Genomic DNA, 13,515 nt, shown 5'->3' on the forward strand with positions numbered 1-13,515 from the left:
GGCAGCAACGAGAATACCAACGGCTTGCTGCGCCAGTTCATGCCCAAGGGAGCTGACTTGAGCGATGCCAGCCAAACCTGGCTCAACGACGTAGCCGCTTTGATGAATAACCGTCCCAGAAAGACCCTCGGCTGGAGAACCCCCGCCGAAGCCATGGCTGATGAAATAGCGGCCTTTAAATCAACCGTTGCACTTGATGTTTGAATCCAAGCTGTGTCCACGTTATGCGCGTCGGCGATGGCGTCCATGATCCGGTCCCAGTGGCCCGCATAGCTCCACCGATTGAAGCGGTTGTAGACCGTTGTCGGTGGGCCGTATTCGCTGGGCAGATCGGCCCAAGGGATGCCGGTGCGCAGGACGTAGAAAATGCCGTTGATCACGCGGCGGTCATCTACCCGCTTCTTGCCGCGCGTTTTGTTAGGCAAGACAGCTTTGATGAATTCCCATTCCAGATCACTCATGTCTGATCGCGCCACTTACATCCTCCCGCCCGTTGTTTGGACGAAATGAATCACAAACCTATGCCCTTAAACAAGAATTAATGGGTGTGCTGCCTAGTCATTTGGTTGCGTTGGATGCGATAGCCCCGGGCAATTTCCCACAAAAGCCACTGCCGACCGCTCTGGGCTCAGAACGGCCATGCGGCACCGCAGCAGACCGCGCCCAAAAACCGAAATGATACCTGTCATTGCGACCCATGGTGCGAGGTAGGGGAAAATCGTTGTGTGTCCGGTCCTTGACCGTGCTACCAACGGTAGTCCCAGCCATTGGGTCTGACATTGCAGCCGTTTGTGTCGGACGCGGCGAAATCAACGGTAGAGCCCAAAGCGTCGAATGCTGCGCGACGCATGAATGTCCAGTTCTGATTTTCGACGCCATGATCAGGCGACAAGGCCGAGCTCTTTGTCGGTGGCTGTTACGGAGTATTTTTCCCTGGGAGGCATGGGCCTTGATTGCCAAGGCGGTTCGAAGGCGAAGCTTGAAACGCTGCGGCCTTCTGGCAAGGCACCATTTCCTGACCCAAGCGCGTAGTCGTAGTACAGCTTGACGATCTCTTCATCGGTCACCTGCTTTGTCGCCGGATGCGCCATGCATGCGTCATGCCACGCGCGAACACGGTCATATTCCTTGCCTTCGGGAAGCTTGAAACCTTCGTAGTAGTCAAGGAACCAAAACCGCTTGAACATTGGCGTGAAGACGGCCTCAGCCAGACCAAAATCCTCAAACAGGTATGGCCCGTTTGAACTGTGATGGCCGAGGAAATCATCAATGTCCCGATAGAGCGCCAGGAGCTTGTCCAGATGTGTGTCCCGCTGCTCCGGGTCCTGGTTCATGACAAAGAGATAACCTGCCATCGTGAAAGGGCCCTCGCGGGCAATCAGCATCGATTCAATGGCATGCTCGACCGGGTCGCTGCGGCGCAACGATGCCCCCGGCAAGGCTTCGTCAAGATAACGCAGGATGACGAGGCTTTCCTTGAGAATGTGCCCGTCGCTGGTTTCCAGCACCGGCAAGGCAGTGGTGCCTCGGGTTTTGGCCAGCAAATCCGGATCGCGCGGCTTGGTGATGTCCACGACCCGGAACTCCACTGCATCTGTTAGCCCCCGCAGAGCCAGAAGGATTTCCAGACGTTGAGAAAATGGGCAGACGGGGATGTGATAGACGATGTGCTTGTCGGTCATGTGATCAATCCAGCGGGGGGCCGGTGAAGGCCATGTTGTGGCGTGTGGCGCTCTCTTCGATAGCAGGCATGTCCTCGGGGATGCGGCATTGACCGGCAGCCATGTCTGCAAAGAAGCCCTCAAACCCTCCGGGTGTGAGGATCACGAAATGGCGGCAAGGGCCGTCATCGGTCACTTTGAATGTATGTTTCTTGCCCCGTGGGATGAACACGCTTTCGCCCGCCCCGGCGGTGAACTCTTCGCCTTCCAGCCAGAACCTGCAGGTCCCGGCAACGATCACAAAGGTTTCGTCTTCGTTCTGATGCACGTGTCGCGGCGGGCCGCTGCCTGCGGGGGACCAGCTGTCCACAATGGACATCGCGCCTCCTGTCTGTTCCGGGCGGAGGATTGTTTTGTACTGTACGCCGAGCCATTCGATGGCGCCGTCGATTTGGGCCAGATCTTTCATTGTTTCGCTCCCTTGGAATTGGATTGAAACGAATGCGCTTTCGTTGACAGATAGCTACATTATCGCCAGCCTATCAGGCAAACCGCATTTTCTGATATAGGGTATCGGCCAAGTGAATTTCGCTACACTCGATCTGAATCTTTTGCGCGTGTTGGACGCTCTCTTTCGCGAAGGCTCAACCGTAAAGGCGGCCGACCGGCTGGCCATGTCGCAATCCGCTGTCTCTGGCGCATTATCACGTCTTCGCCATGCCTTGGATGACCCGCTTTTTGTGCGGCAGGGAAACCGATTGGTTGCTACAGATTATGCAGCGGGGATCGAAACCGGTTTGCGCGAGGAGCTCGAACGTTTGGAGCTCCTGCTGGCCCCGCCGACTACTTTTGACCCGCAAACCGCCGAAGGCACTTTCCGAATTGCCGCCAGTGATTTTTTCGCGGAACTCCTGATGCCGCCCTTGGGTGATCTTTTGCAAAAATCAGCGCCCAATCTTCGTGCTCAGCTCGTTGATCTGGTTCCGAACGACTACGTGGCCAGCCTTGAACAACGCAAGGCCGACATTGCGCTGATCCCCGATTTGTTACTGCCGGACTGGGTCAATCGAGAACCGCTTTTCCATTCGCCGTTCCACGTTATCGCCCGCAAAGGCAATCCAGGCATCAAGAGGCTTGAGGACGGGACGCAGATGCCAATGGATACCTTTTGCGCGCTTCACCACGTTCTGTTCTCTCCTGAGGGAAATCTCGCTGCGATGGGTGATGCTGCGCTGACACGCGTTGGTAAACGTCGACAGGTCGCGATGACTGTTCCAGTGTTCAGCGGCGTTTGCCGCGCGGTGAGCGAAAGCGATCTCATCGCGCTTGTTCCCGCGCAACTTGCTGAGAAAGTAGCCAAGGCATTTGGGCTGAATGTGTTCAAACCTCCAATGGAGATTGAACCGGCGTTGATCATCGGCATCTGGCACAAGCGTTCCGACAATGCCCCGATGGCGGCCTGGATGCGGAGCCAAGTCTTCGAATTAATGAAGAGTTTGGAGCTAGACAGTTAGTCAATCTGTGCCACGCAGCGCCCGTGGGATATATACAAATCGATGTTTCGAAAAACAGAATCGAAATTGGTTTAATCAGTCAATGCAGACATTCGCGCAGCCGCAGCGAAATGGCGCTTCGTCCCGCAGACCGACGTTTCAGCCGAAGAAATGCTGCGCTGTGCACGAACGGCAGGTTCGACGGGCCGCACCGCAGCATTCAAGATCACTGTAGGACGTCGGCAATGGGCCGTCCACGACGACTGCGTTGTGATCTATCGCAAGCAATCCGCTGTATCGCCAGAAGTCGGATTCGAGCCAATTCTAGAAAGTGTTGCGACTGCAGAAAATCAGTGCTTCCAGACCTTGTTCGACTAATGCCAGGTGTTAATTGCTTGTTGGATCGAGCCGTTTCGTTAAGTTTGGCGGTGGAGGGCTACGATGCGTTCACGAATTACAACCCTGATGGTCGTCGACATGGTCGGGTACTCATCCATGATGAACACCAATCAGGAGGCTGCAATCGAAGCGGTGCGTGAACTCAAGCATCACCAACTGGAGCCGGTGCTTTCGGACTTTGGTGGAGAAGTCCTCAAACGCATGGGCGACGGCTGGATCGTCGCTTTTTCCTCGATCAGCGCGGCCTTGGACAGTGCCGTTAAAGTGCAAACCAATCTCTATAACCACCCCACCATAAAGCTAAGGATTGGGTGCCATCTGGGCGAAATCATCGAAGATGACGATGACTTTTATGGCGCCGGTGTAAACATTACTCAACGCATCCAGACGGAAGCGCCGCCCGGTGGTGTGATGGTCTCGGAAGACTTTTGCCGCCAGCTATCAACCGAAAAGGCCGCGGTACTTAGCGACGCCGGCGCATTTAACCTAAAGAACATCTCTCAGCCTGTGCGTCTTTTCCAATGGCGACCTGCACCGGGTGCGAAAGGTAAGTCAGGTGATGTGCCCTCTATCGCAGTCCGAGCCTTTGACTATGCCCCGGTTGATGCTGAGACCGAAGCTCTTGCGGGTGATCTTCGAGACCAGTTGATCGTACGGACATCACGGAGGAAAGGTGTGTCTGTTTTCGATGCATCTGCCAAGACAGTAGACGAAGCGACCTATGATTTGCGCGGACGAGTTCGGATCGCGGAACGGCGCGGCAGGTTAACCGTCACGCTGATCTCACGTACCGACGCAAGGCCTGTCTGGTCGCAGACATATGAGGCTCTTACGGAAGATATATTCGCATTCTGTGACAGTGTTCTGGAACGGGCTGAGGGCGATTTGCGTCTGCAAACCAATGCTTTTGATGGGGATCGACTTGTCGGCATCGCTGTCGAGGACCTCAGTATATCCGAGCTTCGCGCACGTGCCGCCAACGATTTTTATAAGGTCACGATGGAAAGCTGGGAAGACGGGCTTGCACTAATGCAACGTGCGATCTCGCTCAATCCACTGGACGGCATGTCGCTTTGCATGCGCGTGGAAGCACAGCTCATGCTGCATGGCGCGCGGTACGAGACTATGCCTGAGGACATTCAGAAAACATGTGCGGAGGACTTAAATACTGCCGTAATCCAAATACCCAAGAGCGATTACGTCATTTGGATCCGCGGAAATTTTCGTCTTGCGGTGCAAGAGGATGTCGTCGGTGCGCGCGCTGACCTGAAACGCAGTAGGCAGTTGAACCCTGCCTATTTAGAGAACCACGAACTCGAGGGCCAGATTTTACTGCGAGAGTCCGATTTCGCGGGAGCGGATCTCGCTTTTTCGCGCCTGGTGGAGCGTGGGGAGCAGGATCCGCTACAACCGTATCGGCTGTTTATGCGTGGCGTCGCGAGGTACTGTGGTGGAAACTTCGAAGGGGCGGCTCAGGACGCCTCGGCCGCTTATGACTTACGCCCAAATGAAGCTGGTCATCTGAAACTCCGAGCGATGGCGTTGACCGAGATGCGACTTCCTGAACAGGCTGAGGCATGCTTAAACGCTGCAAAAAAGCTGTCGCAAAACCCGATGATGAACACAAAGCCTCCGGTCCTGCCGCCTGACTTTCGCTGGGTATTAGATAAGCTGAAACCAGGTGCCTAAAGCTAAAGTGGTACATCATAGACATATCCAAGTGACCGTCTGCGTCGTCGGCTGACCAACATTTTGGCCAACAGAATGCTGCGCGATGCACGAACGGCTGCAATGACGGGCCGCATCGCAGCATACAACATGTTTGGCGAGCGGAAGCTTGGGGCCGGGCGTGTCATGGCGGGCGCACACGCACACGGCTCGCAACATTGCAGGGTCCGCTTCCTGCGCACAACTGCCGGTCGTCAGTGGCATGGCGACCTACGGCTTTCAAAAGATGCTGAAGGTGCAATGGTGCGGCACCGTCAGGCATCTCCCCACCCAAACCGACCGACGTAAGACCCGTCCCTTATATTCGCATCGGATTGTGCTGTCGGACGCACTTTCGAAAAGGGCGCTCGACCGAAAATACCAACACTCTGAAAATTCAATACTTTTTGAAAGCGCCCTTCTGAAGCACTAGGGCGCTCGGTTAGAGACAAATGGCGTTCAGAGACTGATTTTGGGCATTTCACCAGTCTCCGAAGGGCGGTCGCCACGGCTAAACCCCTTTGAAACCAAAAGAAAAAAGGCCCCGTTGGGGGCCTCGTATTGGGTTCGCGACTGGTTTCTGGCGGAGACTGTGGGATTCGAACCCACGGGACGCTCTCACGCCCAACGGTTTTCAAGACCGCCGCATTCGACCACTCTGCCAAATCTCCGTTGTTGCCTCCTTTAGGCCGCCCTGCGCGATTCGGCAAACAAGCAAATGGATGAGGAAAATGGCCGATCGCGCATCGCCGTGCTTTTCACAAGGCGCGAGCCGGGCTATGATGGGCAAGAACCCTTCAAGCCGGGAAAATAATACGTGCCGTAAACGAGCACATCGGTCACCAAAGTGACCCAACAGGCAAACAGCAGGCAAGGACGACGTCCATGAGCAGAGCATTCCACCTTCCCACCTTTCGCACTGGCGCGGCCCTTCTTCTGGCGACGACCCTTTTGTCCGCATGTGATGAAAACGGTGATTTTGTCGCCATGCAGGCCTTTGAGCCAGAGAGCACTGACGTGCAGGGCACATCAGACCCACGTCCCGAAACCCGTACCGTCGAACGTGAAGTCGAAGCACCAGACGTGTTTTCAACCGCCGAAGCAGGGCTTTGGGATGGGCGTCCTTCGCTTGGCGGAGTCTGGGTGGCGCATCCGGATGTAAACGAACCCGAGCGTGTGATCATTCGCAATACCAGCAACGACAAGTTCGTTGTCGGCGCTCTGTTTCGGCGCGAAAGGGATATTCCAGGGCCACGGCTGCAAATCAGCTCCGACGCCGCCGAAGCGCTTGGCATGCTGGCGGGGGCGCCAGCAGCGCTGAGTGTAACCGCGCTGCGCAAAGAAGAGGTTGCCGATCCGACTTCGCCGCTGGAGAGTGAAGCCATTGCCGCCCTCGGCGCTGTCGAAGCGACGCCCCTTGACGCAGCGGCCACGACAACTGCGCAAAGTACAGTTGCCGCAACCGGCATCCAACCTGCGGCTGCCGCAGAACCCATTCAGGCGGCGGCATCCCCTCTGCCGTCGGCCTCCAAGCTTGCCAAACCCTACATCCAGATTGGCATCTTCTCAGTCGAAGCGAACGCTGAACGCACTGCCAAGCAGATGCGCAACAGTGGACTTCTTCCCACTGTCAATCGCTTCGAGCGCGATGGCAAACCATTCTGGCGGGTTTTGGTTGGCCCTGCTGCAACCTCCGGCGAAAGACGCCAACTGATCACCAAAGTCAAAAGCGAAGGCTTTACAGATGCCTACGCCGTGACCAACTGACCGATAGGAGAAAGACCTTGATCCGCACCTTCGCCGCCGCTGCCATACTGCTTGCGACCGCCCTGCCCGCCACCGCGTTCGAGACACGGGCCACAGCCGCATATGTGTACGATCAAACCACGGGCACCGTATTGCTGAACAAGAACGCGGACGATCCATTGCCCCCTGCGTCAATGTCAAAACTGATGACGCTTTATGTGGCCTTCGAGGCGATCAAGCGGGGCCAGTTGCGGATGACTGACGAGTTGGTCGTATCGGCACATGCCAACAGCTTTGGCGGCTCGACGCTTTTCCTCAAGACCGGCGAACGGGTGACTGTCGAAGAGTTGATGCGCGGAATCATCGTATTGTCGGGCAACGACGCATGTGTGGTCATTGCCGAAGCGCTCAGCCCGGACGGCACCGAGGGTGGATTTGCCCGGATGATGACACGCCGGGCACAGGACATGGGCCTGACCAATTCGACATTCATTAACTCCAGCGGTTGGCCGGCCGCCGGGCACCGCATGTCGATGCGCGATCTTGGAGAGTTGGCCACGCGGCTGATCGAGGATTTTCCCGAATTCTATCCGATGTTCGCGGAGACTGAGTTTCTCTTTGATGCAACCGAGTCGGCCAATCGATACAACCGAAATCCGCTTTTGAAACTGGGGATCGGCGCTGACGGCCTCAAGACCGGCCATACCCAGGAAGCGGGCTATGGGCTGACGGGATCTGCCAAACAAGGCGACCGCAGGATTGTCTTTGTGCTTTCGGGCCTAGACACGACCGCCATCCGTGCCCAAGAGGCCGAGGCCATCGTAAACTGGGCCTTCCGCCAATTTGCCGAACGGACCCTGGCCTCAGAAGGGCAACGCATCACAACTGCACCTGTGTGGGAAGGCGCAGAACCTGTCGTCGGGCTGGTCCCTGCCGAAGACATCTCGGTCTTGTTGCCCGTGCTGGCCAGCAAGGAGGTGGCGGCCGAGGTGGTATTCAAAGGCCCCATTCAGGCCCCGATTGTCGCCGGAACGCCGCTGGCGGAACTTGTCCTGCAACCCGAAGGTCTGCCGGAACAGCGCTTTTCCCTCGTCGCCGAAGCGGACGTTGCTCATGGCGGTTTTCTGGCCAGGATCTCGACTGCCGCGATGTCGTTGTTTGACCAGATCAGCAGCGATGCCGCATCCGAAAGCGGCACGTGACAACAGGCACATTCATCAGTTTCGAAGGCATCGACGGTTCGGGCAAGTCCACGCAAGCCAGCATGCTGGCCGATCACTTGCAACGCATCGGATACGACCCGGTTCTGACACGTGAGCCCGGCGGCTCACCGGGGGCCGAGGAAATCCGGGCGCTTGTCCTGCAGGGTGACCCCGATCGATGGTCGGCGGAAACCGAACTTTTATTGTTCACAGCCGCGCGGCGCGACCACCTCGAACGCCTGATCCAACCCGCCCTCGCGCAGGGCAAGATCGTGATCTGTGACCGCTTTGCCGACAGCACCCGCATGTATCAAGGGCTCAGCCGCGGAGATCTGCGCTCCACGGTAGACGCGCTGCACGATTTGATGATCAGGCGCGAACCAGACCTGACATTGCTGATAGACATGGATCCGACAGAGGGGCTGGCCCGCGCCAGGAGCAGACAAGGGATCGAAGAACGGTTCGAGGATTTCGGCACTGATCTGCAAATCCAGATGCGGGCAGGTTTTTTGGATCTGGCGCAGGAATTTAGCGACCGTTTCCGCGTCATCGACGGCGCGCGCGCCATCGATCAGGTTGCCAGGGATGTCACTGCCACGGTCATCAAGCACCTGCAGACCTGAGGCTCTCGACATTGCCGCGCCCAGACAGAACCCATCATTTCTCTTGGCCCAAAATATCCCGGGGGTTTGGGGGCTGGCCCCCAATTCAAACCTCGACACCTTTTCAAAAATTGATCATTTAACGCCTCCGGTCCCATTTCCCCCGGCACGTCACAATGCTACATCGCTCATAGATGTCAGAGCAAACCACAGATCCCACCCGCGTCCCCGGCGCGCCGCATCCGCGTGACACCGTTCAATTGATCGGCCAGGGCACGGCAGAGGCCGCATTTCTCGACGCGTTCACCACCGGACGTCTGCATCACGCCTGGCTCATCACCGGTCCGCGTGGCATCGGCAAAGCGACGCTGGCCTGGCGCATAGCGCGCTTCCTGCTGGCCACACCCGACCCCGATCCCGACGACATGTTCGGCGTCCCGTTGCCCACCACGCTCGATGTCGATCCCGATCACCCTGTTGCGCATCGGATCGCGGCCGGGGCCGAACCGGGTCTCAAATCCGTGCACCGGACCGAAAACGAAAAGACCAAGAGGTTGCGGGATCAGATCACGATCGACGATATCCGCGCCATGGCAGGTTTTTTTCAACTCTCTGCAACAGATGGCGGCCGCCGGGTCGTGATCATCGACGCCGCAGACGAGATGAACGCGAACGCCGCCAATGCCCTGCTGAAAATGCTCGAAGAGCCCCCCGACCGCACGACGCTGCTGCTGATCTGCCACCAGCCCAGCCGCCTGTTGCCGACCATCCGATCCCGCTGTCGCACATTACGGCTTTCGACACTGTCTGCAGACGATACAGCACGCGCCATGGCCCAGGCCGGGGTCGAACCCAGCGCACAAAGCGCAGCACTGGCCGAGTTGAGCGCCGGGTCCGTTGGCGACGCCCTGCGCCTGTCGTTGCTGGACGGTTTGAAGATCTACAGTGAGATCGTCGCCCTGCTGGGATCAATGCCAAATCTCGATCGCCCGCGCGCTCTGGCGCTGGCCGAAGCGGCAGGACAGCGCGGTGCAGAAGCGCGGCTTGATCTACTCTACACCCTGATCGACATCGCCCTGACACGGCTCGCACGCACAGGCGCGACAGGACACCCACCACAGGTCGAGGCCGCCGCAAACGAAGCGGCCATTTTCAGCCGCCTCGCCAGGACGCAAGGCCAGGCGCGCGCCTGGGCCGATACCGCGCAAACAGCGCTGGCCCGTGCCCGCCATGGTCGGGCCGTCAACCTTGACCCCGCCGCCCTCGTGCTCGATACGCTTTTCAAACTTCAGGATACGGCCGCCACCCGATGACCCCACCCGAGATTACCGACAGCCACTGCCATCTCGATTTCCCCGATTTCGAAGGGCATCTGGATCAGATCATCGCCGACGCCGCTGCCGCAGGCGTCACGCGCATGGTCACGATCTGCACAAAGCTACGGCATGAGCCTCAGGTCCGTGCCATTGCCGAAGCCTACGCGCCTGTCTTTTACGCCGCGGGAACCCACCCGATGAGCGCGGCATCAGAACCGCTGGCGACCACAGATCACCTCATAACGCTCTCAAAACACAAAAAGTTCGTCGGGATCGGCGAAACCGGCCTCGACTATCACTACACGTCTGACAGCGCTGAAATCCAGCAGCAGTCGCTGCGGATCCACATCGCCGCGGCGCGCGAAACCGGATTGCCACTGATCATCCACGCCCGCGCTGCCGACGACGACATGGCGCGCATTCTGGCCGAAGAATATGAGAACGGCGCCTATACCTGCGTCATGCATTGCTTCTCTTCAAGCCGGGCGCTCGCCCACGCCGCGCTCGATCTGGGCTTTTACCTCAGCATGTCGGGCATTGCCGCCTTCCCGAAATCACAAGAGCTGCGCGACATCTTTGCCAGCGCACCTGTCGACCGCATTCTGGTCGAAACCGACGCGCCCTACCTCGCGCCCCCCCCTCATCGGGGCCGACGCAACGAACCAGCCTATACGGCGCATACGGCTGCCAGGAGCGCAGAAGTTTTCGGCCTCGACTACGCAGAATTCGCCGCGCAAACGCAAACGAACTTCGACCGCTTGTTCTCCAAAGCCACGCACGACACAGTGGGCCCATGACTGACACGCTCACCTTCACCATTTTGGGCTGCGGATCGTCCGGCGGCGTGCCCCGCATCGGCGGACATTGGGGCGCCTGCGATCCGGACAATCCAAAAAACCGACGGCAACGCTGCTCATTGCTGGTCGAACGGACTGGACAGAATGGCACGACAACCGTGCTGATCGACACCTCTCCCGATCTGCGCAACCAGTTTCTGGACAACGGGGTCGGACGGCTCGATGGTGTGATCTACACCCATTCTCACGCCGATCACGTGCACGGGATTGATGATCTGCGGATGATCGTATTCAACATGCGGGCCCGGCTTCAGGTCTGGGCGGACGGCCCGACCCAGGACGCCTTGCTCAATCGGTTCGGCTATGTGTTCGTGCAACCAAAAGGGTCGCCCTACCCGCCGATCCTCGACCTCAACACCATTGATGGTGCAACCACGATTGAGGGCGCAGGCGGGCCTGTCACCTTTCAGCCTTTCGAAGTCGGGCATGGCAGCATGGACGCATTGGGGTTCAAGGTAAACAACGTGGCCTATCTGCCTGACGTCGCAGATATTCCGGCCACGGTCTGGCCTTTGCTGGAAAACCTCGACTGCTGGATCGTCGATGCCTTGCGGCGTGACCCGCATCCGACGCACAGCCACCTGGCCAACACTCTGGAGTGGATCAAACGGGCAAAACCCAAACGGGCCATCCTCACGAACATGCATATTGATCTCGACTATGACACCATCCTGAGCGAAACCCCCGACCATGTCGAACCTGCTTATGACGGGCTCAAATACACGGTGCCCGCGTCCTGATTTCTCTGTTCCAAAAAATCCCCGCCGGAGGCCCCCGCCCCCGCCACAAGGCTTAAAGGCCCGATCATGCAAGCCCTGCTGGACGTCATCTTACCCGTCTTCATCGTGATCGGGTTCGGCTATCTTGCCGTCTGGCGCGGGTTGTTTCCGGAATCCGGCGTGGATGGGCTGATGAAATTCAGCCAGCATTTCGCAATCCCCTGCCTGCTCTTTTCGGCCATCGCCAGCCTCGACCTGTCCGCCAGCCTCGATGTGCGATTGCTGATCAGTTTTTATGTCGGTGCCGCAGCGGGTTTCGTCTTGGGCTTTGCGGGCGCCCGCCTTGTGTTCAAGCGAGACTGGGAAGATTGCGTGGCCATCGGCTTTTGCTGTCTCTTTTCCAATTCGGTTCTGCTCGGGCTGGCGATCAATGAACGGGCTTACGGGCCCGAAGCACTTGCCGGGGCCTACGCAATCATCGCCTTCCATTCGCCCTTTTGTTACGCGGTTGGCATCACCGCGATGGAGATTGCGCGCAATCGCGGGCAATCTCCCCTGATGATGGTCCGCGGGATTGCACGTGCGATGTTCCGCAACGCTCTGGTTCTGGCCATCATGGCTGGATTTGCCGTGAACCTGCTCGGTATCGCGCTGCCACCAGTCCTGAATGACGGATTGGACCTCGTGATCCGCGCGGCGTTGCCGACGGCGCTCTTTGCGCTTGGCGGCGTTCTGGTCCAATACAGGCCCGAAGGCGACGCGCGCGTCATTGCGATGGTATGCGCGATCGCGCTTTTGGTGCATCCGGCCATCACCTGGGCGTTGGGAACCGCATTGTCCGTGCCCTCTGAGACCTTCAAGCCGGGTGTGCTCACCGCTGCAATGGCCCCGGGCGTCAACGCCTATATTTTTGCAAATCTCTACGGGCGCGCAAAGCAGGTCGCCGCCTCTTCCGTTCTGGTCGCCACAGGCGCCTCTATCGTTACAGCGTGGATGTGGCTGATGGTTCTGGGATAGCCAGCTTGGCCCGGCGCGCGCGCGCCAGCAGCGCATTGAGTGCCCCCCCGAGCAGCACAAGATAGGCCGATATGAACAGCCACATCAACATGACGATGACGGCCCCGATCGAACCATAAACCTCGTTATACGTCCCGAAATTCTGCAAATATGCAGAAAAGCCCATAGACGCTGCGATCCACCCCAGAACGGCAAAGACAACTCCCGGTAAAATCAGGCGTGGCCGCGCGCCGCGCATATTGGGACCCAGCCGATAGATCAACGCGAATCCCGCGAGCAGCACGACAACACCAACCAGCCACCGCAATGTCTGAACACCCAAACTGGTCCAGCCCCCCAGCGGAAAAAAAGTTAGAACGATCGGCAAGATAACGATACAACCCATCGCGACGAGCAGCACTCCGATCAGGCAAAACGTCAGTAAGAACGCGCGCACCAAACGCGAGATGCCGCCGCGGTTTGGCACGCCGTAGATGGCATTCAACCCCCGGATCAAAGCATCAACCCCGGCCCTTGCAGGCCACAGCGCCAGCGAGAAAGAGAGTAGAGACGCCCACCCGAGCGTCAGCCCATCTGCCGTTGACAGCCTTGTCAACTGCCCGGCCAGCAATCTGTAGACGTCAACTGGAATCAGTTCTTCGAATTCTTTTAGTTGCTGTAGGGCATGGCCCGGATCTCCGACGATCGCCCAGAGAGATATGGTCGCTGCCATCCCCGGAAACACCGCCAGAATAGCGTAAAATGCGACCCCGGCCGCAACCAGGCTCAGGTTTTTTTCGTCCGTCATCTGAGAAAG

Annotated in this window: 13 protein-coding genes, 1 tRNA gene and 1 pseudogene; 10 read left to right on the plus strand and 5 right to left on the minus strand. The window is 58.2% G+C overall.

The genetic code is table 11. The features are described 5' to 3' along the window. Nucleotides 1-204: transposase (locus LC354_RS16030; protein WP_399203732.1), on the plus strand; the 204-nt coding region annotated here is incomplete at its 5' end. An 11-nt stretch (nucleotides 205-215) separates the two neighbouring features. On the opposite strand, the pseudogene LC354_RS16035 reads toward LC354_RS16030, so the two are convergent. From LC354_RS16035 to LC354_RS16045, 3 genes and pseudogenes are all read right to left on the minus strand, one after another. Further along, a pseudogene (locus tag LC354_RS16035) lies at nucleotides 216-461 on the minus strand (transposase); the annotation flags it as partial. Between the two features lie 420 nt (nucleotides 462-881). Beyond that, a complete protein-coding gene (locus tag LC354_RS16040) occupies nucleotides 882-1,682 on the minus strand; it encodes a glutathione S-transferase family protein (protein ID WP_223425561.1) in 801 nt (266 codons plus the stop codon). A gap of 4 nt (nucleotides 1,683-1,686) precedes the next feature. After that, nucleotides 1,687-2,130, minus strand: a complete 444-nt coding sequence (locus LC354_RS16045) for a cupin domain-containing protein (RefSeq protein WP_223425568.1) — start codon at nucleotides 2,128-2,130, stop codon at nucleotides 1,687-1,689. A 112-nt stretch (nucleotides 2,131-2,242) separates the two neighbouring features. Here LC354_RS16045 and LC354_RS16050 point away from each other — a divergent pair, with 112 nt between their 5' ends. Together LC354_RS16050 and LC354_RS16055 are read left to right on the plus strand one after the other, a co-directional pair. Beyond that, the gene (locus LC354_RS16050) at nucleotides 2,243-3,175 is read left to right on the plus strand and encodes a LysR family transcriptional regulator (protein WP_223425570.1); all 933 of its coding nucleotides are present in this window, start codon (nucleotides 2,243-2,245) and stop codon (nucleotides 3,173-3,175) included. A 420-nt stretch (nucleotides 3,176-3,595) separates the two neighbouring features. Continuing rightward, nucleotides 3,596-5,242 (plus strand): adenylate/guanylate cyclase domain-containing protein, encoded by a 1,647-nt coding sequence (locus LC354_RS16055; protein WP_223425572.1) that lies wholly within the window; start codon nucleotides 3,596-3,598, stop codon nucleotides 5,240-5,242. A gap of 599 nt (nucleotides 5,243-5,841) precedes the next feature. On the opposite strand, the gene LC354_RS16060 is transcribed toward LC354_RS16055, so the two are convergent. Continuing rightward, a tRNA-Ser gene (locus tag LC354_RS16060) sits at nucleotides 5,842-5,931 on the minus strand. Nucleotides 5,932-6,145: 214 nt separating this feature from the next. Here LC354_RS16060 and LC354_RS16065 point away from each other — a divergent pair. The 7 genes from LC354_RS16065 (at nucleotide 6,146) to LC354_RS16095 (ending at nucleotide 12,719) form a co-directional block, all read left to right on the plus strand. Then, nucleotides 6,146-7,027: an SPOR domain-containing protein gene (locus tag LC354_RS16065; RefSeq protein ID WP_223425574.1), complete on the plus strand. Its 882-nt coding sequence runs from the start codon at nucleotides 6,146-6,148 to the stop codon at nucleotides 7,025-7,027. Between the two features lie 17 nt (nucleotides 7,028-7,044). Further along, the gene (locus tag LC354_RS16070; RefSeq protein WP_223425576.1) at nucleotides 7,045-8,208 is read left to right on the plus strand and encodes a D-alanyl-D-alanine carboxypeptidase family protein; all 1,164 of its coding nucleotides are present in this window, start codon (nucleotides 7,045-7,047) and stop codon (nucleotides 8,206-8,208) included. Next, complete coding sequence (gene tmk / locus LC354_RS16075) at nucleotides 8,205-8,831, plus strand: dTMP kinase (RefSeq protein ID WP_223425582.1); 627 nt, start codon at nucleotides 8,205-8,207, stop codon at nucleotides 8,829-8,831. Before LC354_RS16070 ends, tmk begins: the two co-directional genes overlap by 4 nt. Nucleotides 8,832-9,004: 173 nt before the next feature. Further along, nucleotides 9,005-10,123 (plus strand): DNA polymerase III subunit delta', encoded by a 1,119-nt coding sequence (locus LC354_RS16080; protein ID WP_223425589.1) that lies wholly within the window; start codon nucleotides 9,005-9,007, stop codon nucleotides 10,121-10,123. Further along, nucleotides 10,120-10,923, plus strand: a complete 804-nt coding sequence (locus tag LC354_RS16085; protein WP_223425591.1) for a TatD family hydrolase — start codon at nucleotides 10,120-10,122, stop codon at nucleotides 10,921-10,923. Before LC354_RS16080 ends, LC354_RS16085 begins: the two co-directional genes overlap by 4 nt. Beyond that, nucleotides 10,920-11,723 (plus strand): MBL fold metallo-hydrolase, encoded by an 804-nt coding sequence (locus tag LC354_RS16090; RefSeq protein WP_223425593.1) that lies wholly within the window; start codon nucleotides 10,920-10,922, stop codon nucleotides 11,721-11,723. The genes LC354_RS16085 and LC354_RS16090 overlap by 4 nt, the downstream gene beginning before the upstream one ends. 66 nt (nucleotides 11,724-11,789) lie before the next feature. After that, a complete protein-coding gene (locus LC354_RS16095) occupies nucleotides 11,790-12,719 on the plus strand; it encodes an AEC family transporter (RefSeq protein ID WP_223425595.1) in 930 nt (309 codons plus the stop codon). Here the strand turns inward: LC354_RS16095 and LC354_RS16100 are convergent. Beyond that, nucleotides 12,685-13,506 (minus strand): YihY/virulence factor BrkB family protein, encoded by an 822-nt coding sequence (locus LC354_RS16100; RefSeq protein ID WP_263289423.1) that lies wholly within the window; start codon nucleotides 13,504-13,506, stop codon nucleotides 12,685-12,687. The genes LC354_RS16095 and LC354_RS16100 overlap by 35 nt on opposite strands. Nucleotides 13,507-13,515: the final 9 nt, after the last annotated feature.

This window comes from Tateyamaria pelophila (assembly GCF_019966495.1).
GTDB classification, from domain to species: domain Bacteria; phylum Pseudomonadota; class Alphaproteobacteria; order Rhodobacterales; family Rhodobacteraceae; genus Tateyamaria; species Tateyamaria pelophila.

Coding starts and splice junctions, on each gene's coding strand:
- LC354_RS16055 (WP_223425572.1), top strand. CDS start 3,596: ATGCGTTCACGAATTACAACCCTGATGGTCGTCGACATGGTCGGGTAC.
- LC354_RS16085 (WP_223425591.1), top strand. CDS start 10,120: ATGACCCCACCCGAGATTACCGACAGCCACTGCCATCTCGATTTCCCC.
- LC354_RS16090 (WP_223425593.1), top strand. CDS start 10,920: ATGACTGACACGCTCACCTTCACCATTTTGGGCTGCGGATCGTCCGGC.
- LC354_RS16080 (WP_223425589.1), top strand. CDS start 9,005: ATGTCAGAGCAAACCACAGATCCCACCCGCGTCCCCGGCGCGCCGCAT.
- LC354_RS16095 (WP_223425595.1), top strand. CDS start 11,790: ATGCAAGCCCTGCTGGACGTCATCTTACCCGTCTTCATCGTGATCGGG.
- LC354_RS16045 (WP_223425568.1), bottom strand. CDS start 2,130: ATGAAAGATCTGGCCCAAATCGACGGCGCCATCGAATGGCTCGGCGTA.
- LC354_RS16040 (WP_223425561.1), bottom strand. CDS start 1,682: ATGACCGACAAGCACATCGTCTATCACATCCCCGTCTGCCCATTTTCT.
- LC354_RS16100 (WP_263289423.1), bottom strand. CDS start 13,506: ATGACGGACGAAAAAAACCTGAGCCTGGTTGCGGCCGGGGTCGCATTT.
- LC354_RS16065 (WP_223425574.1), top strand. CDS start 6,146: ATGAGCAGAGCATTCCACCTTCCCACCTTTCGCACTGGCGCGGCCCTT.